Source organism: Kitasatospora sp. NPDC053057 (genome assembly GCF_044546945.1).
Lineage (GTDB): Bacteria > Actinomycetota > Actinomycetes > Streptomycetales > Streptomycetaceae > Kitasatospora.
In genome coordinates this window covers 1-20260 of sequence record NZ_JBITZP010000037.1, presented here as the reverse complement: position 1 = coordinate 20260, position 20260 = coordinate 1, and the positions used below count along the sequence as shown (strand labels likewise).

General features: G+C 70.7%; 14 protein-coding genes. 6 read left to right on the top strand and 8 right to left on the bottom strand.

Going from position 1 to position 20260, the window contains the following annotated elements; all coding sequences use genetic code 11:
• Window positions 1-151: 151 nt before the first annotated feature.
• The 5 genes from ACIG5E_RS30085 to ACIG5E_RS30065 all read left to right on the top strand — a co-directional run bounded on the left by ACIG5E_RS30085 (window position 152) and on the right by ACIG5E_RS30065 (window position 10200).
• Window positions 152-874 (top strand): VIT1/CCC1 transporter family protein, encoded by a 723-nt coding sequence (locus tag ACIG5E_RS30085; RefSeq protein ID WP_396538783.1) that lies wholly within the window; start codon window positions 152-154, stop codon window positions 872-874.
• 443 nt (window positions 875-1317) lie between these two features.
• The gene (gene gltB, locus ACIG5E_RS30080; RefSeq protein ID WP_396538781.1) at window positions 1318-5934 is read left to right on the top strand and encodes a glutamate synthase large subunit; all 4617 of its coding nucleotides are present in this window, start codon (window positions 1318-1320) and stop codon (window positions 5932-5934) included.
• A complete protein-coding gene (locus ACIG5E_RS30075) occupies window positions 5927-7387 on the top strand; it encodes a glutamate synthase subunit beta (RefSeq protein ID WP_396538668.1) in 1461 nt (486 codons plus the stop codon). The genes gltB and ACIG5E_RS30075 overlap by 8 nt, the downstream gene beginning before the upstream one ends.
• Before the next feature lie 440 nt (window positions 7388-7827).
• Window positions 7828-8694 carry a helix-turn-helix domain-containing protein gene (locus ACIG5E_RS30070; RefSeq protein ID WP_396538666.1) on the top strand — a complete coding sequence of 289 codons (867 nt, stop codon included), beginning with the start codon at window positions 7828-7830 and terminating at the stop codon, window positions 8692-8694.
• A gap of 48 nt (window positions 8695-8742) precedes the next feature.
• Window positions 8743-10200, top strand: a complete 1458-nt coding sequence (locus tag ACIG5E_RS30065) for an aldehyde dehydrogenase family protein (protein ID WP_396538664.1) — start codon at window positions 8743-8745, stop codon at window positions 10198-10200.
• 27 nt (window positions 10201-10227) lie between these two features.
• Here ACIG5E_RS30065 and ACIG5E_RS30060 read toward each other — a convergent pair whose 3' ends face one another.
• The 6 genes from ACIG5E_RS30060 to ACIG5E_RS30035 all read right to left on the bottom strand — a co-directional run bounded on the left by ACIG5E_RS30060 (window position 10228) and on the right by ACIG5E_RS30035 (window position 17708).
• On the bottom strand, window positions 10228-11193 hold the full coding sequence (locus ACIG5E_RS30060) for an AraC family transcriptional regulator (protein WP_396538662.1): 966 nt from the start codon (window positions 11191-11193) through the stop codon (window positions 10228-10230).
• On the bottom strand, window positions 11186-12112 hold the full coding sequence (locus ACIG5E_RS30055) for an NADP-dependent oxidoreductase (protein WP_396538660.1): 927 nt from the start codon (window positions 12110-12112) through the stop codon (window positions 11186-11188). The genes ACIG5E_RS30060 and ACIG5E_RS30055 overlap by 8 nt, the downstream gene beginning before the upstream one ends.
• A 222-nt stretch (window positions 12113-12334) precedes the next feature.
• On the bottom strand, window positions 12335-14170 hold the full coding sequence (locus ACIG5E_RS30050) for a bifunctional metallophosphatase/5'-nucleotidase (protein WP_396538658.1): 1836 nt from the start codon (window positions 14168-14170) through the stop codon (window positions 12335-12337).
• A gap of 256 nt (window positions 14171-14426) precedes the next feature.
• A complete protein-coding gene (locus ACIG5E_RS30045) occupies window positions 14427-14951 on the bottom strand; it encodes a hypothetical protein (RefSeq protein WP_396538656.1) in 525 nt (174 codons plus the stop codon).
• Window positions 14938-16617: a VWA domain-containing protein gene (locus ACIG5E_RS30040; protein ID WP_396538654.1), complete on the bottom strand. Its 1680-nt coding sequence runs from the start codon at window positions 16615-16617 to the stop codon at window positions 14938-14940. Before ACIG5E_RS30040 ends, ACIG5E_RS30045 begins: the two co-directional genes overlap by 14 nt.
• Complete coding sequence (locus ACIG5E_RS30035) at window positions 16614-17708, bottom strand: substrate-binding domain-containing protein (protein WP_396538652.1); 1095 nt, start codon at window positions 17706-17708, stop codon at window positions 16614-16616. Before ACIG5E_RS30035 ends, ACIG5E_RS30040 begins: the two co-directional genes overlap by 4 nt.
• A gap of 304 nt (window positions 17709-18012) precedes the next feature.
• Between ACIG5E_RS30035 and pyk the strand changes: the two genes are divergently transcribed.
• Window positions 18013-19443, top strand: coding sequence for a pyruvate kinase (pyk, locus tag ACIG5E_RS30030; protein ID WP_396538650.1), 1431 nt, complete (start codon window positions 18013-18015; stop codon window positions 19441-19443).
• A 47-nt stretch (window positions 19444-19490) separates the two neighbouring features.
• On the opposite strand, the gene ACIG5E_RS30025 is transcribed toward pyk, so the two are convergent.
• Together ACIG5E_RS30025 and ACIG5E_RS30020 are read right to left on the bottom strand one after the other, a co-directional pair.
• On the bottom strand, window positions 19491-19694 hold the full coding sequence (locus ACIG5E_RS30025; RefSeq protein WP_396538648.1) for a hypothetical protein: 204 nt from the start codon (window positions 19692-19694) through the stop codon (window positions 19491-19493).
• Window positions 19695-19817: 123 nt separating this feature from the next.
• Window positions 19818-20156 carry a zinc ribbon domain-containing protein gene (locus tag ACIG5E_RS30020; protein ID WP_396538646.1) on the bottom strand — a complete coding sequence of 113 codons (339 nt, stop codon included), beginning with the start codon at window positions 20154-20156 and terminating at the stop codon, window positions 19818-19820.
• Between the last annotated feature and the right edge of the window lie 104 nt (window positions 20157-20260).

Sequence of the window (20260 nt, the reverse complement as noted above, 5' to 3'; positions counted from 1 at the left end):
CCGCTGACTGAGGCTGCCCTTCGCGAGACCTGCGAAGGGCAGCCTCAGCATCGTTCGGGAAGCCTTGTCTTGCTGGAAATGCCCAGGTCAAGCGGGCTACGGTCGGGGTGACGAACGAAGACGGAGGGGAAGAACCGTGACTGCGAGCACCCTGGAAGCCGAGCCGGCACAGCACCCGCGGATACCCGCGGCCGACCACCACCGGGACGTCAACGGCGGCTGGTTGCGGCCCGCGGTGTTCGGCGCGGTGGACGGCCTGGTGTCCAACTTCGCGCTGATGACCGGCGTGGTCGGCGGGGCGGCGTCCAACGGCACGGTGATCCTCACCGGGCTGGCGGGCCTGGCGGCCGGCGCCTGCTCGATGGCGGCGGGGGAGTACACCTCGGTGGCCTCGCAGCGGGAGCTGGTGCAGGCCGAGATCGAGGCCGAGCGGCTGGAGCTGAGCCGCAACCCGCACGGCGAGCTGGCCGAACTGGCGCAGCTGTACGTCTCGCGCGGGGTGGAGCCGGAGCTCGCCCACGAGGTGGCTCGGCAGCTGTCCCGCGACCCGGAGCTGGCGCTGGAGATCCACGCGCGGGAGGAGCTGGGGATCGACCCCACCGACCTGCCCTCGCCGCTGGTGGCGGCCGGCTCGTCCTTCCTGTGCTTCGCGCTCGGCGCGCTGCTGCCGCTGCTGCCGTACCTGCTGGGGGCCAGTTCGCTGCTGCCCGCGTTGGTGCTCGCGGCGCTCGGCCTGTTCGGCTGCGGCGCGGTGGTGGCCCGGGTGACGGCGCGCAGCTGGTGGTTCAGCGGGCTGCGGCAGCTGGTGCTGGGCGGGGCCGCGGCCGGGGTGACGTACCTGCTCGGGTGGCTGATCGGCGGGCACGTCGGGTAGTCGACGGATGGCCGACGGGTAGTCGACAGCGCTGCATGGTTATGCCGGGCAGTGCGTGACGTTTCACACATGGACGTCGCGCGCTGCCCGGCATCGTCTCATCATCCGGCGCTCGCAGCCGCGGATTCGCATCCGGCGGCCCCGGTCCCGGAATGGATTCCCAGGCGTCCATGATCGGCTTGTGTGGCGATCCGGTTTCGCCCCTGTTTCAGGCAGGGGTTGGTTGGGCACAATCGTCGGGACGTGCACCGTGGCACGTCCTCTTCTTCCAGCCCCCTGACCTGCGCACCGTCCCGCGATGTGGACGGCATATTCCGCTTCTCGGGATCCTGGGCATCATGTAACTTGCACGACCCCGCACCATCGCATCAGGGCCAACGTCGTCCCTACTTGCACCAACTTGCCGAAAGACGACGACGGGAGAGCCGATGCTGTCTGCATCCATGCACTCCGCCAACGAGCCTCAGGCCGGCGCCGCCCGCCAGCCGTACGCGCTCGTGCCGGATGCGCGACCTGCTGCTCAGGGCCTGTACGACCCGCGAAACGAGCACGACGCCTGTGGCGTCGGTTTCGTCGCCACGCTGACCGGCATCGCCGACCACACCATCGTCGAGCAGGCGCTGAACGTCCTGCGCAACCTGGAGCACCGCGGCGCCACCGGCGCCGAGCCGGACTCCGGTGACGGCGCGGGCATCCTGACCCAGATCCCGGACGCCTTCCTGCGCGGGAAGGTCTCCTTCGACCTCCCGGCGGCCGGCTCCTACGCCGTCGGCATAGCCTTCCTGCCCGACGATGACGCGGCCGACGCCGCCGCCGTCGCGCAGATCGAGGCGATCGCCGCGGAGGAGGACCTGACCGTCCTCGGCTGGCGTGACGTGCCGGTCACCCCGGACCTGCTCGGTTCCACCGCGCGCAGCGTGATGCCGCGGTTCCGGCAGCTGTTCCTGGCCCATGATGAGAAGGCCGGCGTCGAGCTGGACCGCATCGCGTTCGTGGTCCGCAAGCGGGCCGAGCGCGAGGCCGGCGTGTACTTCCCGTCGCTGTCCGCCCGCACCATCGTCTACAAGGGCATGCTGACCACCGGCCAGCTGGAGCCCTTCTTCCCCGACCTGTCGGACCGCACCTACGCGTCCGCCCTCGGCCTGGTGCACTCCCGGTTCTCCACCAACACCTTCCCGAGCTGGCCGCTCGCCCACCCGTACCGCTTCGTCGCGCACAACGGCGAGATCAACACGGTCAAGGGCAACCGCAACTGGATGCGCGCCCGGGAGTCCCAGCTCGCCACCGACCTGATCCCGGCCAACAAGAACGGGCAGGGCCTGGAGCGGATCTTCCCGATCTGCACCCCGGAGCACTCCGACTCGGCCTCCTTCGACGAGGTCCTGGAGCTGCTCCACCTCGGCGGCCGTTCGCTGCCGCACTCGGTGCTGATGATGATCCCGGAGGCGTGGGAGAACCACGCCACCATGGACCCGGCCCGCCGCGCGTTCTACCAGTACCACTCCAACCTGATGGAGCCCTGGGACGGCCCGGCCTGCGTCACCTTCACCGACGGCACCCGGATCGGCGCCGTGCTCGACCGCAACGGCCTGCGCCCGGCCCGCTACTGGGTCACCGAGGACGGCCTGGTCGTGCTCTCCTCCGAGGTCGGCGTCCTCGACATCGACCAGCAGAAGGTGGTCCAGAAGGGCCGCCTGCAGCCCGGCAAGATGTTCCTGGTCTGCCTCAACGAGAACCGGATCGTCCCGGACGAGGAGATCAAGGCCGGCCTGGCCGCCGAGCACCCCTACGAGGAGTGGGTCACCGGCGGGCAGATCCAGCTCGCCAATCTCCCCGAGCGCGAGCACATCGCCCACACCCACGCCTCCGTCACCCGCCGCCAGCAGACCTTCGGCTACACCGAGGAGGAGCTGCGCGTCATCCTCGCGCCGATGGCCCGCACCGGCGGCGAGGCGCTCGGCTCGATGGGCACCGACTCGCCGATCGCCGCTCTGAGCGAGAAGCCGCGGCTGCTGTTCGACTACTTCGTGCAGCTCTTCGCGCAGGTCACCAACCCGCCGCTGGACGCCATCCGCGAGGAGCTCGTCACCTCGCTGCTGTCCAACCTCGGCCCCGAGGGCAACCTGCTGACCGCCGAGTCCGCCTCCTGCCGCTCGGTCGGCATCACCTTCCCGGTGATCGACAACGACGAACTGGCCAAGCTCGTCCACATCAACGCCGACGGCGACCAGCCCGGGCTGAAGGCCGTCACGCTGTCCGGCCTCTACAAGGTCGCCAGCGGCGGCGAGGGCCTGGCCGCGCGCCTCGCCGAGATCGCCGCCGAGGCCGACGCCGCGATCGCCGACGGCGCCCGGATCATCGTGCTCTCCGACCGGCACTCCGACGCCGAGCACGCCCCGATCCCCTCGCTGCTGCTCACCTCCGCCATCCACCACCACCTGATCCGCACCAAGCAGCGCACCCAGGTGTCGCTGCTGGTCGAGGCCGGTGACGTGCGCGAGGTGCACCACGTCGCGCTGCTGATCGGCTACGGCGCCGGCGCGGTCAACCCGTACCTGGCGATGGAGTCGGTCGAGGACCTGGTCGCCCAGGGTACGTTTTTGAATGCGAGGGGCATTGAGGGCGTCGAGGCCGAGAAGGCGATCAAGAACCTGATCAAGGCGCTCGGCAAGGGCGTGCTCAAGGTGATGTCCAAGATGGGCATCTCCACCGTCGCCTCCTACCGCGGCGCCCAGGTCTTCGAGGCCATCGGCCTTTCCCAGGACCTGGTCGACGGCTACTTCGCCGGCACCACCACCAAGCTCGGCGGCATCGGCCTGGAGGAGATCGCCCGCGAGACCGCCGCCCGGCACGCCAAGGCCTACCCGGCCTCCGGCATCCCGGCCGCGCACCGCGCGCTGGAGATCGGCGGCGAGTACCAGTGGCGCCGCGAGGGCGAGCCGCACCTGTTCGACCCGGACACCGTGTTCCGGCTGCAGCACTCCACCCGCAACCGCCGGTACGACATCTTCAAGCAGTACACCGACCGGGTGAACGAGCAGTCCGAGCGCCTGATGACGCTGCGCGGCCTGTTCCAGCTGGAGGGCCTCGGCCGGGAGCCGATCCCGGTCGAGGAGGTCGAGCCGGTCTCCGAGATCGTCAAGCGCTTCTCCACCGGCGCCATGTCGTACGGCTCGATCTCCCGCGAGGCGCACGAGACCCTCGCCATCGCGATGAACCGCCTCGGCGGCAAGTCCAACACCGGTGAGGGCGGCGAGGACCCGGACCGCCTGTACGACCCCGAGCGCCGCTCGGCGATCAAGCAGGTCGCCTCCGGCCGGTTCGGCGTCACCTCCGAGTACCTGGTCAACGCCGACGACATCCAGATCAAGATGGCCCAGGGCGCCAAGCCCGGCGAGGGCGGCCAGCTGCCCGGCCACAAGGTCTACCCGTGGGTCGCCAGGACCCGGCACTCCACTCCGGGCGTCGGCCTGATCTCCCCGCCGCCGCACCACGACATCTACTCGATCGAGGACCTGGCCCAGCTGATCCACGACCTCAAGAACGCCAACCCGGCCGCCCGCATCCACGTGAAGCTGGTGTCCGAGGTCGGCGTCGGGACGGTCGCGGCCGGCGTGTCCAAGGCGCACGCCGACGTCGTCCTGGTCTCCGGGCACGACGGCGGCACCGGCGCCTCGCCACTCACCTCGCTGAAGCACGCGGGCGGCCCCTGGGAGCTCGGCCTCGCCGAGACCCAGCAGACCCTGCTGCTCAACGGGCTGCGCGACCGCATCGTGGTCCAGACCGACGGCCAGCTGAAGACCGGCCGCGACGTCGTCATCGCCGCGCTGCTCGGCGCCGAGGAGTTCGGCTTCGCCACCGCCCCGCTGGTCGTCTCCGGCTGCATCATGATGCGCGTCTGCCACCTGGACACCTGTCCGGTCGGCGTCGCCACCCAGAACCCGGTGCTGCGCGAGCGCTTCTCCGGCAAGCCCGAATTCGTCGTCAACTTCTTCGAGTTCATCGCCGAGGAGGTCCGGGAGATCCTGGCCTCGCTGGGCTTCCGCTCGATCGAGGAGGCCGTCGGCCGCGCCGAGCACATCGACGCCCGGGCCGCGATCGACCACTGGAAGGCCGCCGGGCTCGACCTGGCCCCGCTGTTCCACGTGCCCGCCCTGCCCGAGGGCGCCGCCCGGCACCGCACCACCACCCAGGACCACGCCCTGGACAAGGCCCTCGACAACCAGCTGATCGAGCTGGCCCAGGACGCCCTGGAGCGCGGCGAGTCGGTCCGGCTCGAACTGCCGATCCGCAACGTCAACCGCACCGTCGGCACCATGCTCGGCCACCAGGTGACCAAGCGGTACCGCGGCGAGGGCCTGCCGGAGGGGACGATCGACGTCACCTTCACCGGCTCGGCCGGGCAGTCCTTCGGCGCCTTCGTGCCGAAGGGGATCACCCTGCGGCTGGAGGGCGACGCCAACGACTACGTCGGCAAGGGGCTCTCCGGCGGTGTGCTCGTCGTGCGCCCCGCGCGCGAGGCCGCGGCCATCGGCAACGACGCCCAGAACCACGTGATCGCCGGCAACACCATCGGCTACGGCGCCACCTCCGGCCGGATCCACCTGCGCGGCAAGGCCGGTGAGCGCTTCGCCGTCCGCAACTCCGGTGCGACGCTGGTCGTCGAGGGCGTCGGCGACCACGGCCTGGAGTACATGACCGGCGGCCGGGTCGTCATCCTCGGCGAGACCGGACGCAACCTCGCGGCCGGCATGTCCGGCGGCATCGCGTACGTCCTGGACCTGCGCCCCGCCAACGTCAACGACGGCATGGTCGGCATCGAGGCCCCCACCGCCGACGACCGCGACTGGCTGCGCGACACCGTGCAGCAGCACTACGAGGAGACCGGCTCCACCGTCGCCGCCGAGCTCCTGGCCGACTGGGGCAGCGGGGTCTCCCGCTTCTCCAAGATCATGCCGACCGACTACAAGGCAGTGCTCGCCGCCAAGGACGCCGCTGAGCGCGATGGCCTCTCCGAGGCCGAGACCACTCGCAAGATGATGGAGGCGGCACATGGCTGACCCCAAGGGCTTCCTGACCACGCCCAAGCAGCTGGCCGAGCGACGGCCCGTGGACGTTCGCATCCGGGACTGGAACGAGGTCTACGTCGAGCGCAGCCTCCTGCCGATCATCACCAAGCAGGCCGGCCGCTGCATGGACTGCGGCATCCCGTTCTGCCACAACGGCTGCCCGCTCGGGAACCTCATCCCCGAGTGGAACGACCTCGCCTACCGCGACGACTTCACCGGCGCCATCGAGCGGCTGCACGCCACCAACAACTTCCCGGAGTTCACCGGGCGGCTGTGCCCGGCGCCCTGCGAGTCGGCCTGCGTGCTCGGCATCAACCAGGACGCGGTGACCATCAAGAACGTCGAGGTCACCATCATCGACAAGGCCTGGGACCGCGGCGGGGTCACCCCGCAGATCCCCGAGCGGCTCTCCGGCAAGACCGTCGCCGTCGTCGGCTCCGGCCCGGCCGGTCTGGCCGCCGCCCAGCAGCTCACCCGGGCCGGGCACACCGTGGTCGTGTACGAGCGCGCCGACCGCATCGGCGGACTGCTGCGCTACGGCATCCCCGAGTTCAAGATGGAGAAGCGCCACATCAACCGCCGCATCGAGCAGATGCGCGCGGAGGGCACCCGCTTCCGCACCGGCGTGCACGTCGGCGAGGACATCACCGGGCAGCAGCTGCGCGAGCGCTTCGACGCCGTCGTGGTCGCCGCCGGCGCCACCACCGCCCGCGACCTGCCGGTGCCCGGGCGCGAGCTCAAGGGCGTCCACCAGGCCATGGAGTACCTGCCGCTGGCCAACAAGGTGCAGGAGGGCGACCTCGTCGACTCGCCGATCAGCGCCAAGGGCAAGCACGTGGTCGTGATCGGCGGCGGCGACACCGGCGCGGACTGCGTCGGCACCGCCCACCGCCAGGGCGCCCTGTCGGTCACCCAGCTGGAGATCATGCCCCGCCCCAGCGAGGACCGCCCCGGGCACCAGCCCTGGCCCACCATGCCGATGACCTACAAGGTCACCTCCGCGCACGAGGAGGGCGGCGAGCGGGTCTACTCCGTGAACACCACCCACTTCACCGGCGACGAGGACGGCAACGTCCAGGAACTGCACCTCGTCGAGGTCGAGTTCAAGGACGGCCGGTTCGAGCCCGTCCCGGGCACCGAGCGGGCCATCCCGGCCCAGCTGGTCACCCTGGCCATGGGCTTCACCGGGACGGACGTGAAGAACGGCCTGGTCGAGCAGCTGGGAGCGGACCTCGACGCGCGCGGTAACATTGCCCGCGACGGCCGGTTCGCCACCAATGTCGATGGCGTGTACGTCTGCGGAGACGCCGGCCGAGGCCAGTCGCTGATCGTCTGGGCCATCGCGGAAGGCCGTTCGGCCGCCGCCGCGGTGGACAAGTACCTGGGCGGCAAGACCCCGCTTCCCGCCCCGATCCGGCCCACGGACCGCCCGCTGGTGGTCTGACGGGCCCTGACGGTCTGACCGGCCCCACCCCGAACCCCCGGCGCCGCATCGCCGGGAGCTCAACCCGCTGCCCCCGCCAGCGTCGCCGGGCCAACGCGGTCTCCTGGCGCCTGCCCTCTTCCCCGACCAGTTGGAGGGCGGGCGCCGTCGCGTTCCCGCACCCGTTCCCGCGCGTTCCCCCGCGCTTCCCCAAGGCTTCCCGGGTCCTTCCCGGGCGCTTCGGACGCATTCCCAGGCGCTTCTCACCCGCGCTCTCACCCGCCTCTTACCGGCGCTCCCACCTGCGCCTTCACCTCCGCGCCGAAATCCGGCTCACAGCCTCCTCCCAGGCTTCGCACAGCGGCCGAAACGCGCACCGGGACGGACTGTTGTTCGTCGGTGCCAGGTGGCAGACTGCCGCCGACGGCCGGGGGGCTGCGCGAGTGCGGAGGTTGACTTCGATGGGCACGACTCAGGCAGGCGGAGGCGCCACCGTACGGCGCCTGCTGCTCGGCAGCCAGCTGCGCAAGCTCCGCGAGTCCAGAGGCGTCAGCCGCGAGGAGGCCGGATACTCGATCCGCGCCTCCGAGTCCAAGATCAGCCGGATGGAACTCGGCCGGGTCGGCTTCAAGGAGCGCGACGTCGCGGACCTCCTCACCCTCTACGGCGTCGACGCCGAACAGGAACGGGCCAACGTGCTCGGACTCGTCCGGGAGGCCAACGCCACCTCCTGGTGGCACGACTACGGCGACGTCCTGCCCGCCTGGTTCCAGAACTACCTCGGGCTGGAGGAGGCCGCCACCGAGATCCGCAGCTACGAGGTCCAGTTCGTCCACGGGCTGCTGCAGACCGCCGACTACGCCCGCGCCGTCATCGTCGCCGGCTGCCACGGCCTCCAGGACGAGGAGATCGAACGCCGGGTCGAGGTCCGCCGCAAGCGCCAGGACCTGCTCACCGCCGAACACCCGCCCGAGCTGCTCGCGGTCCTCGACGAGGCCGCGCTGCGCCGCCCCTGGGGCGGGCCGGAGCTGATGCGCGGCCAGCTCGACCGGCTGCTCGAACTCGCCGAACTGCCCAACGTGCGGCTGCAGGTGCGCCCGCTCGGCGGCGCCGCGCTGAGCGCCGAGAGCGGCGCGTTCAGCGTGCTGGGCTTCAGCGAGGCCGAACTCGCCGACGTGGTCTACCTGGAGCAGTTCACCACCGCGCTCTACGTGGACAAGCCCACCGAGGTCGCCTCCTACCGGCAGGCGATGGACGGGCTGCTCGCCGAGAGCCTCGAACCCGGACCGACCCGCGATCTTCTGCACTCCATACGCCAAGAGCTTTGACACATCAGTACGATGAGGTCCCATCAGGTCGGGCACGAGAGGGATCAGATGTCGTACTTCTCCGAGTTGGCGCTGCAGTACATCGACGGCGAATGGTGCGGCGGCAGCGGCTCCTGGGACATCGTCGACGTCGACCCGTACACCGGTGACAAGCTGGCCACCATCACCGTGGCCACCGTCGCCGAGGTCGACCGGGCCTACCGTGCCGCCGAGCGCGCCCAGCGCGGCTGGGCCGCCACCAACCCCTACCAGCGCCGGCTGGTCTTCGAGCGCGCGCTGCGGCTGGTCGAGGAGCGCGAGGACGAGATCGTCCGGGCGATCATGGTCGAACTCGGCGGCACCGCGCTCAAGGCCGGCTTCGAGCTGTCCCTGGTCAAGGACATGCTGCGGGAGTGCCTGCACCTGTCGGTGGCCTCCGAGGGGCGGCTGCTGCCCTCGACCGCGCCGGGCAAGGAGAACCGCCTGCTCCGGCTGCCGGTCGGCGTGGTCGGTGTGATCAGCCCGTTCAACTTCCCGCTGTTCCTGGCCATCAAGGCCGTCGCCCCGGCGCTCGCGCTCGGCAACGGCGTGGTGCTCAAGCCGCACCAGGAGACCCCGGTCGTCGGCGGCAGCCTGATCGCCAAGCTCTTCGAGGACGCGGGCCTGCCGCCCGGCCTGCTGAACGTGGTCATCACCGACATCGCGGAGATCGGCGACAGCTTCCTGGAGCACCCGGTGCCCAAGGTGATCTCCTTCACCGGCTCCGACCAGGTCGGCCGGCACGTCGCCACCGTCGCCGCCGCCCACTTCAAGCGGACGGTGCTGGAGCTCGGCGGCAACAGCGCGCTGATCGTGCTGGACGACGCCGACCTCGACTACGCCGTGGACGCCGCCGTGTTCAGCCGCTTCGTCCACCAGGGCCAGGTCTGCATGGCCGCCAACCGGGTGCTGGTCGACCGCAGCGTGCTCGCCGAGTTCACCGAGAAGTTCGTCGCCAAGACCGCCTCGCTGACCGTCGGCGACCCCAAGGACCCGGCCACCCACATCGGCCCGCTGATCAACTCCGTCCAGGCCGACGCGATCGACGCGCAGGTCGACCAGGCGATCGCGGCCGGTGCCACCGCGCTGCTGCGCGGGACCACGACCGGAAGCCTGATGGCGCCCACCGTGCTCACCGACCTGGCCGAGGACGCGCCCATCCTGCGGCGCGAACTCTTCGGCCCGGTGGCGCTGCTGGTGCCCTTCGACGGCGAGGACGAGGCCGTCCGGATCGCCAACGACACGCCCTTCGGGCTCAGCGGCGCGGTGCACACCGCGGACGTCGAGCGCGGGGTGCGGGTCGCCCGGCGGATCGAGACCGGCATGATCCACGTCAACGGCGGGACCATCGCGGACGAGCCCGGGGTGCCGTTCGGCGGGGAGAAGAACTCCGGGGTCGGCCGGCTCAACGGGGAGTCCACGGTGGACGCCTTCACCACGGTGAAGTGGATCTCGGTGCAGCACGGGCGGGCGCCGTTCCCGTTCTAGAGCCCTCGGGGCCGTGTCAGACACGCCCTAGGCGGCGCGGGCCTCCCGGCGGTAGCCGCCGGGGGCCCGGCCGAACTCCCGCTTGAACGCCTTCGCGAAGGCGTACTCCGAGCCGTACCCGGTCTGCGCGGCCACCGCCGTCAGCGGCGCCTCCGACTCGCGCAGCAGCCGGGCGGCGGTGGTCATCCGCCAGCGGGTCAGGTACGCCATCGGCGGCTCGCCCACCATCGAGGTGAAGCGGCGGGCGAAGGCGGCGCGGGACAGGCCCGCCCGGTCCGCCAGCGACTCCACCGTCCAGGAGGTCTCCGGGGCCTCGTGGATGGCGTTCAGGGCGGGCGCCACGGCGGTGTCCCGCAGGGCCGCCGCCCAGCCCGCGGCGGCCGCGGGCGGCTGGTCCTCGAACCAGGCCCGCAGGACGTACAGCAGCAGCGAGTCGATCAGTGCCGGGACGATACCGGTCGAGCCGATCCGCGGGTTCTCCAGCTCCGCGCCCAACAGCTGCACGGCGGCGGCCAGTTCGGGGTGGCGGCCGTGCCGGGTCGGCAGGTGGATCAGGGCCGGCAGCTGGCGGACCATCGGGTGCGGGCGGCCCTGGTCCAGGTGGTAGTTGCCGCACAGCAGGCTGGTGCGGGCCCCCTCGCCGCCGATCGTCAGGGTGCCGATCGGCGGGCCGGCGTCGATCCGGCAGGCCTCGGCGTCCACCGGCGGGGTGTCCGGGGTGTCGGCCAGGACGTGGCCCCGGCCGTCCCGCAGGAAGATGACGTCCCCGGGGCTGAGGGGGACGGGCTCACCGGTGGCGGCCGGGTCGGCCGGTACCAGCCAGCAGGTGCCGTACAGCACCACGTGGAAGCCCGCCCCGACGACCGGGGGCAGCCGGAGGGCCCAGGGCGCGCGGCCCTCGGTGCGCACCGACGCGGGGTGCGCCGTGCGCATCGAGGCCAGCGCCTCGGTCAGGATGTCCATGGTCCGCCCCCGGGGGTTCTCGTCACTCAACGGTCAGTACGACCTTGCCCTGGACGGTACCGGAGCCGACCAGGTCGTGGGCCTTCGCGGCCTCGGCGAGAGGGAAGGCCGCGGTGACGTACGGGCGGATCAGGCCCTCGTCCACCAGGGCGGCGATCGCCTCCAGCGCGGCGTAGTCGGGCTCGACCGAGACGCCCGCGAAGCGCCGTCCGGCGGCCTCGATCGCGGTGGCCAGCTCCTGGTTCCAGTGCTCCATGATGCTGACCAGGGTGCCGCCCGGCTTCAGCACCTCCAGGGCGCGGGTGCCCTCGGAGGAGGAGTCGAAGACGATGTCGACGTCCTGGACGGCCTCGGTGTAGTCCGTGGTCCGGTAGTCGATCAGCTCGTCGGCGCCGATCTCCTTGAGGAAGGCGTGCTTGCCCTCGCTGGCGAGGGCTATCACGTACGCGCCGCGGGCCTTGGCGATCTGCACGGCGAGGTGGCCGACGCCGCCGGCCGCGCGGTGGACCAGCACCCGGTCGCCCTCGCCGACCTTCGCCAGGTCCACCAGGCCCTGCCAGGCGGTCAGCGCGGCCAGCGGCAGCGCGGCGGCCTGGGTGTGGTCCAGGGAAGCGGGCTTGCGGGCCAGTTGGCGGGACGGCGCGGCCACGTACTCGGCGTAGGCGCCGGCGGCACGCGGGAAGAACGGCATCCCGTACACCTCCTCGCCCACCCGGTAGCGGGCCCCCGGGCCGACCTCCTCGACCACCCCGGAGACGTCCCAGCCCACCGTGAACGGCGGCTCTCCCAGCAGCGGGAACGCCCCGGCCCGCACCGCCACGTCGACCGGGTTCACCCCGGCGGCCTTCACCCGCACCAGCACCTCGCCGCTCAACGGCTTCGGGCGCTCCACCTCGGCCAGCTCCATGACCTCGGGGCCGCCGAACTCCTGCTGCACGATCGCGCGCATTGCCTTCTCCCTCGTGATGGTTCGCTCAACACCGGCCTGGTTGGGGGCCGTTCGCGATGTGCTCAACGATAGGGAGATGGAGTGAGCGGATGAATATCCTTCAGTCTCGGCTGGATGTCCGATCGTCTCGCGGGGTGAGTGGGTCAGTGGACCGTGATCTCACCGGCCGCGGAACGGCGAGGCGCCGCCGGGCACGGACCCGGCGGCGCCTCGGTAGTGCGACTAGAACACCGGCTGGCCGGCGCGGACGAGGCGCCAGGAGTCGGTGAAGAAGTCGGCGGGGTCGATGACGCCCTTGGCCTTGACCCAGGCGATCATGGTGTTGCGGATCTCGTCGGAGTTCGTCCAGACCGCCTTGGCGGTGGCGACGTGCGGGAAGTTGCCGCCGCCGTTGGCGCGGTAGTTGTTGACCGCGAGGACGAACTGGGCGTTCGGGTCGATCGGCTTGCCCTGGAAGCTGAGGTTGACGATCCGGCTGCCCTTGGGCTGGGCGATGTCGATGTCGTAGCTCAGGCCGTAGACCGAGTCGTAGTTGTAGTCCGGGGTGTCCTCGGCGTTGGTCAGGGTGTCCTTGTTCACCGGGGCGCCCGCGGCGAGCTGGTTGTAGTACTTGGCCGAGAACTCCAGGTAGTCCTTGAGCTGGGCGCCCGTCAGGATGCGGGCCTCCAGGGTGTTCTCGTAGATGTACAGGCCGGCCGCGTCGCGCAGCTTGACCTGGCCGGCCGGGATCAGCGCGGTGCGGTTGAACGGGGCGGCCTGGGCCAGGACCGGGAGGCTGGCGTACTGCCCGCCCGCCAGCGCGGCCTTCACGGCGTCGGCCTGGACCTTGCCGATCAGGTCGACGATCGGGGTGGCCTTGAACCGGGCGTCGGCGATCGACAGCTCGATCTTGCTGTTGCCGATGTTCTGGTTGACGTACGCCACGACCTTCTTGTGCTGGTCGACGATGGCGTCGCTGATCTCCGGGTTCTCCGGCACGGTGTTGGAGTTCAGCACCCGGGCGGAGACCGAGGCGACCTTCCAGTGGCCGTCGACGAACTCGACCTCGAAGTCGAAGCAGCTCAGGCGCTGGCCCCAGCACAGCGGCTCGGAGAGCACGACCGTCTTGCCGGTCTTCTTGTTGACGATGAGGCGCTGGGCGACCTCCTTGTGGGTGTGACCCACCAGCACCGCGTCGATGTCCGGGACGGTCTCGGCCATCTCGCCGGAGGCGTCCTCGGGCCAGGGGAGCTGGTCGCCGTAGGTGGTGGCCTCGTCGATGCCGGAGTGGGCGGAGACCACGATGACGTCCGCGCCCGCGGCCTTCATCCGGGGCACGTACTTGGCGGCGGTCTCGACGATGCCCGGGAAGACCATCTGGCCGGCGACGTTGGCCTTGTCCCAGATCGCGATGCCCGGGTTGGTGAGGCCGAGGATGCCGACCTTGATCGGGGTGTCCTCGTCCAGCCACACCTCCTTGATCACGTACGGCTTGAAGGCGGGCTTCTCGTTCTTCGCGTGCAGGGCGTTGGCGCCCAGCAGCGGGAACTCCAGCTGGTCCTCGAAGGCCTTCACGGTGGGGATGCCGTAGTTGAACTCGTGGTTGCCGAGCGCGGCGGCGTCGTAGCCCATGAGGTTCATGGCGACGGCCATCGGGTGGTCCGGCACGTTGTCGCCGTCGGTGGCGATCGGCTCGATCCGGGCGTAGTAGTAGGTGAGCTGGGTGCCCTGGATGATGTCGCCCGAGTCGATGAGCAGGCAGCGGTCCCAGCCCTTGTCCTCGCGGACCTGGTTGGCCAGGGTGGAGATCTTGGCGAGGCCGACGGCGTTGTGGGCCTTGTCGACGTACTCGGCGTCGGTGAAGTAGTCCCAGTTGAGCACCCGGCCGTGCAGGTCGGTGGTGCCCATGACGGTGAAGGCCTGGCGGTGGGGCTTGCGCTTGCTGCCCTTGGCGGCCGCCGTGTCCGGCTCGGCGGCCGCGGCGGCGGGGGCGGCGGCGACGACGGCTCCGCCGGCCAGGGCGGCGCCGGCGGCGGTGGCGGCGGACCGGGTGACGAAGTCACGGCGGTTCAGGGGCATGGACGACTCTCCCGAGTGGGGAACGACGGCGGATGGGCCGTCAACTTGTGGACGTACGAGGTGCGTGGCGCGTCCGCGGATGCGGTGACGCGCGTAGAAGGACGCGCGTAGAAGTGTGCCGTGCGGGCCGGGCCGCTGGATAGCCCTCCGACGTTTCCAACAGGTGAGATCTTGGCGACTCGTTCGTGACCGGGATGGGCGGGAGCGGGGATGGTATGGGGCAGGACGGTCGATATCCGGCCACTGTGCGGGCCGTTCAGCCGAGTTCGGCCGCCAGCTGTTTCACCTCCCGGCCCAGCTCCGCCGCCGGGTCCGGCGCGTCCGGGCCCGCCCACGGCAGCCAGGTCCGGGCCCGCAGGTAGCCGTCCACCGCGACCGGCAGCCGATGCCGCACGATCGGGTCGACCGTCGGACCGGGCCCGGTCTCGCGCAGCGCCGCCAGCAGCGCGTCCACCCCGGCCGAGGCGGGCAGCGGGACGGTGTCCAGGTAGGCGATGAGCGCGACCAGTTCGGGGGCGGACGGCGGGTCGACCCTCTCGGACGGCGCAGACGCAGACGCAGACGCAGGCGCAGGCGGCGGCGGTGGGGGCGGGGGCTTCGGGCCAGGCGTCAGCAGCGCGCCGGCCCCGTACAGCCCCGCCACCACCGCCGGCCACCACGCCCCGCCCAGCCCGGCGAAGTGCAGCCCCAGCCCGAGGGCGCCGCCCCCGCAGCCCACCAGGTTCCTGGCCGACTCCAGGTACTGCAGCGCCCTCCGGCCGTACCCGTCACTGGTAGCCACGGATCTCCTCGAACACCCCGTCCAGCGAACCGCCGCCGTCGAACAGCTTGCCGCCGCTCACGTCCGCGATCCCCTGCAACTGGCTCACCGCCGCCTCGCCGAACTTGATCGGGAACACCGGGATCGCCTTCTCGCCGGGCGGCAACGCGTCGTGGAAGCGCTTGAAGTCGCCGTCGGTGGCGCCCTCGTTGCTCTCCCCGTCCGTCATCAGCACGATCGAGGTGAACCGGTCGTCGCCCGCCGCCTTCTGCTGCTCCTCGATCACCCGGTACGCCTGCTCCAGCGAGTCGTACAGCGCCGTACCGCCCTCCGCCCGCAGCGACTGGACATCGGCGTTGATCGACGCCAGCTCCGCCTCCGGACCCGGCGTCCCGCCCGAGGGCGGCACCACGTGCGTCTTCGTCCACTTCACCTGCGAGGCGAAGGAGATCAGCGTCACCTCCTCGCGGTCCCGGAACCGCCGCACCCCGCGGGTGTCGTCCGTACCCGTCAGCCGGCCCAGCGCCGTCTTCAACGAGTTCAGCCGCGAACCCTCCATCGAACCCGAGGTGTCCAGCACGTACACCGTCCTCGACGGGCGGCGCAGCTCGTTCTGGTACGAGGCCAGCAGACCGTCCGCCACCGCCCGCGTCCCCGGGAACGGCAGCTCGCGGCGGCGGTCGGTCGGCAGCCCCGCCGCCGGGGCCGCGCCCGCCGCCACCGGGCGGCGCAGCGTCAGCTCCGAGATGCGCTGCTGCACGTCCTGCTTCAACAGGTAGGCGGTCAGCCGCTGGAAGGAATCCCGCTCGCCCTGCCCCGAGGAGGACAGCAGCGACAGCGGGTAGTCCGCCGAGACCACGCCGTCCACCGGGCGCACCACCGTCAGCCGCTGCTCCGGCGGCAGGGTCTTGTTCATCGACAGCAGCACCGACTCGTAGTTCACCAGCGCGCCGACCTTGCCCGGCTCGGCCCGGGTGTACGCCTGCGCCAGCCACCCCGAGGAACCGGAGGTCAGCTTCTGGCCGGTGAAGAACTGCTTCAGCTGCGGCGTCGCCTTCCGCACGTCCGCCTCGGTCAGCGCCGACCCCGCGCCCGAGAACGCCGAGGCCACCGCGACCAGGGTGGAGAAGCCGGAGTTGGAGCGCGACGGGTCGGACATCCCGTACGACAGCTTCCCGGCCGCGGCCGCGTCGCCGATCTGCGCCCAGGAGACCTTCGAGCCGTCGCCCCAGCCGAGGTCGCCGAGCACCGAGGAACGCACCCCGACGGCCACCGGGGAGACCATCACCGGGGTCTCCGACAGCACCTTGGACCTGCCGGTCGGATCCAGGCGCAGGTACTGGTTGGACGGGAACCAGACCGCGTCGTACTTGCCGTCCGCCCGGCCCGAGGAGACCGTGTCCGCGCCGTCCAGCGTGCCGGTGAAGGCCAGCTGCACCGTCACCCCGGTCGCCTTGCGGGCGTCGTCCAGGACCGGCTGCAGGTCCTGCAGTTCACTGCCGGCCAGGACGCGCAGCACGCCGGGGCGCGGCGTCTCGGCGAGCGTGGTCGGGTTCGGGGCCGGCGCCGGATCGGGCGACGAGGTGCAGGCGGTGGCCGCGGCCAGCACCGCCGCCAGCACGGCGGTCAGCCAACTGCGGCGGGTGGTCGGGACGTTTCGACCGCGACGGGTGGTCTGGACGTTCACTTCGGGCTCCCCTTCGCCGCCGCGGTCAGCTTGAGCAGGTTGTCCAGGGACGGCACGGGTGACTGCTTCACCTTGGCCGCGTTCAGGTCCTGGGCGAAGGCCGGCTGCCTGCTGCCCTTCACCAGTTCGGCGAAGGCGCCGGGGCGGGCCTGCGGACGGAAACCGAACCGGGCCTCCAGCGTGCGCAGCGCGTCGTCGTCCTGGAGCAGGGCGGCCAGCTTCCTGCCGTTCTCGGTCCGGGCGATGATGGTGTGGTCGGAGTAGACCGTGGTGTCCGGGTACATCACCACCGTGTCGCCGGCCGACTGGCCCTGCGCCGTCAACGCGGCGACCTGGGACTCGTACCCGAACAGCAACGGATTGCCGACCCCCGCCTGGAAGTCCCGGAACGGCTCGTCGCTGCTGCTCTTCTGACCGCCCTGCATCGCGGTCGCCTGGTGCAGCACGGGCCGGGTGGCTTCCACGCCCGCGTCGTCGGAGACCACCTGGTGGTTGTTGAGGACGTACGACAGCAACGCGACGTACAGCGCGCCGGAGGAGGAACTCTCCGGATCAGTGGTGGTGATGTAGATCGGCCCGGCCAGATCGCCGTGGCCCTCGGCGTTCGTCAGGTCCTGCCACCTGCGGTTCGCCTTCAGGTCGTTGACGTACTCGTCCATCTTGAACGTCCAGACGCCCGAATCGTCCGGCGCCGCCAGCTTGTTGTCCTTGAGGATCTGCGCGACCGGCGCGTGCGCCACCACCACCAGCGGTGAGTAGAACGGCACCAGCGGGGAATCCTGCTGCCCCCAGTTGCGCTGGATCTCGCGGGCCGGCGCGGTGCTCGCCGGGAACGCGAAGTCCAGCCCGGAGTTGTTCTTCGCCTGCTCGCTCATCGTCCAGGACCCGGTCGAATCGGCGTGGACCTCCAGGCCCTGCTTCGCCAACTCGGCCTTCACTTCGGGGCTTTCGAAGAACGCCCGCTTCTCCGAACCGATCAGCCCGGTGACCGTGACCGTCTTCTGCGGTTTCGGGCCGTCGTCCGGGACCAGCGCGTACGTCACCCCGCCCAGCAGGGCCAGGGCGGCGAGCACCCCCAGAGCGCGTCTCATGCCGAGCGCCTCCCCCTCGTCGCTCCGTCCCCGGGCGCGGTTACCCGGGGGTGACGAGCGTCCCGCCGGGCGGGGAGCACGACCGGAAGAAATGGTGAACCAGGGGTGAACACCGTTTCACGGAATCGCATCGGCCGGGGACTCGCGGCTTGCCCTCGCGGCTCGCCCTCGCACCGCCGTCGAGGGGCCTTCGCACACCGGTCCGAGGGTGTGTCAGATTGTTCAACTCGCCTTACCCCAAAGGTCATCCCGTAGTCCGGACCCACGTCGAGGTTACGCGCCGGTAATGCCTACCCTCAGCAGTATGCGCCGAGCAAAAATCGTCTGCACCCTCGGGCCGGCCACCGACTCGTACGACCGGATCAAATCCCTGGTCGACGCCGGGATGGACATCGCCCGATTCAACCTCAGCCACGGCTCCCACGCCGAACACGAGGAACGCTACCGTCGCGTCCGCAAGGCCGCCGACGAAACCGGCCGGAGCGTCGGCATCCTCGCCGACCTTCAAGGCCCGAAGATCCGGCTCGACACCTTCGCCCACGGACCCGTACTTCTCGAACGCGGCGACGAGTTCACCATCTCCACCGACAACGGCGTCGTGGGGGACAACAACATCTGCGGCACCACCTACGCCGGCCTCGCCGGCGACGTCAGCCGCGGCGAACGCATCCTCGTCGACGACGGACGCGTCACCCTGGAAGTCGTCGACGTCGACGGCCCGCGGGTGCGATGCCTCGTCATCGAAGGCGGACTCGTCTCCGACCACAAGGGCCTCAACCTCCCCGGCGTCGCCGTCTCCGTCCCCGCACTCAGCGACAAGGACGTCGCCGACCTGCGATGGGCGCTGCGCACCGGGGCCGACCTGATCGCGCTCTCCTTCGTCCGCAGCGGCCGCGACATCGAGGACGTGCACCGGGTGATGGACGAGGAGGGGCGGCACGTCCCGGTCATCGCCAAGATCGAGAAGCCGCAGGCGGTCGAGAACCTGGACTCCATCGTGGACGCCTTCGACGGCATCATGGTGGCCCGCGGGGACCTGGGCGTGGAGATGCCCCTCGAACAGGTCCCGCTCGTCCAGAAGCGTGCCATCAAGCTCGCCAAGCGCAACGCCAAGCCGGTCATCGTGGCGACCCAGATGCTCGACTCGATGATCAACGCCTCCCGGCCGACGCGCGCCGAGGCCTCCGACGTCGCCAACGCGGTGCTCGACGGCACGGACGCGGTCATGCTCTCCGGGGAGACCTCCGTCGGCAAGTACCCCGTCGAGACGGTCAGGACCATGGGCCGGATCATCGAGGCCGCCGAGAACGACATCCTGGCGGCAGGCCTGCCCCCGCTGACCACCGGCACCAAGCCGCGGACCCAGGGCGGCGCCGTCGCCCGCGCGGCGGCCGAGATCGGCGACTTCCTGCACGCCAAGTACCTCATCGCCTTCACCCAGTCCGGCGACACGGCGCGGCGATTGACCCGTTACCGCTCGCCCATTCCCGTGCTCGCCTTCACCTACGAACCGGCGGTGCGCAGCCAACTCGCCCTCACCTGGGGCGTGGAGACCTTCCTCGGCCCCTTCGCCCCGACCACGGACCAGATGGTCGAACAGGTCGACGCGGCGCTGCTGTCCCTGGGCCGCTGCCAGAAGGGCGACATCGTCATCATCACGGCGGGTTCGCCCCCGGGCCTGGCGGGCTCCACCAACCTCGTCCGCGTCCACCACGTGGGGACCCTGGACGTCTGAGGCTTCGTTGGCGGCGCGGCCCCTCCGGTGGAAGGGCCGCGCCGCTCTCAGTACTTGGGGCCGATGTGGGTGCCCTGGCGGGCGATGGAGATGTTGGTGGCGCCGGTGGCGCGCGTAGCGGCCTTCCACTGGACGCCGACGGCGTCGAGGGTGGCGGTGAAGAGGCCGATGATGTTGGCTGACGTGTTAGTGAAGAATTGACTTCCGATCTCCCTCGCGTGGTTACGAAGGATCCCTACCTCACTCCGCACCTGCTTCGCTGCGTGGAGTGTGGTGGTCGGTTCCTGTTTCCTCCCCGTTGTGGGGCTTGCTCGCGCGCTCCTGGTTGCCGAGCAGGAGTCTTACAGCGATCCGCAGGCGTTTACCCGGCTCAGTTACCCGGCCGGGGCCGACAGTCCGTCGGCGGATGGTGCTTGGGCCCTCAGACGACGGCCCTCATATCTAATGTTCTTTGCTGCGTTCCAGTCTCGGTCGTGTGTGCTGTCACAGCTGGGGCACACCCATCGACGGACGCGCAGAGGTTTGGGTCCGTCGTGGCGCCCGCAGTTCGAGCAGACACGAGAGGACGGGAAGGTGCGGCTGATCTTGATAGAAGTCCGGCCGCGCCGAGCGGCCTTGTACTGCAACATGGCACAGAACTGCGCCCATCCGGCGTCGTACACGCTCTTCGCGAGGCGTCCACGCGCGAGTCCACGTACGTTCAGGGTCTCCATGAACACGGCTTGGATGCCCCTATGACTGTCAAGCAGTCATGCCGGGAGCGGTGTGAGCCCGACACGTGGCAGCAGCGAGAAGACCTCGCGGGCGACGTAGCGCT

Excerpts from the sequence above, each read along its gene's own strand:
- gltB (WP_396538781.1), top strand. The coding sequence starts at position 1,318 with ATGCACTCCGCCAACGAGCCTCAGGCCGGCGCCGCCCGCCAGCCGTAC.
- ACIG5E_RS30075 (WP_396538668.1), top strand. The coding sequence starts at position 5,927 with ATGGCTGACCCCAAGGGCTTCCTGACCACGCCCAAGCAGCTGGCCGAG.
- ACIG5E_RS30070 (WP_396538666.1), top strand. The coding sequence starts at position 7,828 with ATGGGCACGACTCAGGCAGGCGGAGGCGCCACCGTACGGCGCCTGCTG.
- ACIG5E_RS30065 (WP_396538664.1), top strand. The coding sequence starts at position 8,743 with ATGTCGTACTTCTCCGAGTTGGCGCTGCAGTACATCGACGGCGAATGG.
- ACIG5E_RS30055 (WP_396538660.1), bottom strand. The coding sequence starts at position 12,112 with ATGCGCGCGATCGTGCAGCAGGAGTTCGGCGGCCCCGAGGTCATGGAG.
- ACIG5E_RS30050 (WP_396538658.1), bottom strand. The coding sequence starts at position 14,170 with ATGCCCCTGAACCGCCGTGACTTCGTCACCCGGTCCGCCGCCACCGCC.
- ACIG5E_RS30035 (WP_396538652.1), bottom strand. The coding sequence starts at position 17,708 with ATGAGACGCGCTCTGGGGGTGCTCGCCGCCCTGGCCCTGCTGGGCGGG.
- pyk (WP_396538650.1), top strand. The coding sequence starts at position 18,013 with ATGCGCCGAGCAAAAATCGTCTGCACCCTCGGGCCGGCCACCGACTCG.
- ACIG5E_RS30020 (WP_396538646.1), bottom strand. The coding sequence starts at position 20,156 with ATGGAGACCCTGAACGTACGTGGACTCGCGCGTGGACGCCTCGCGAAG.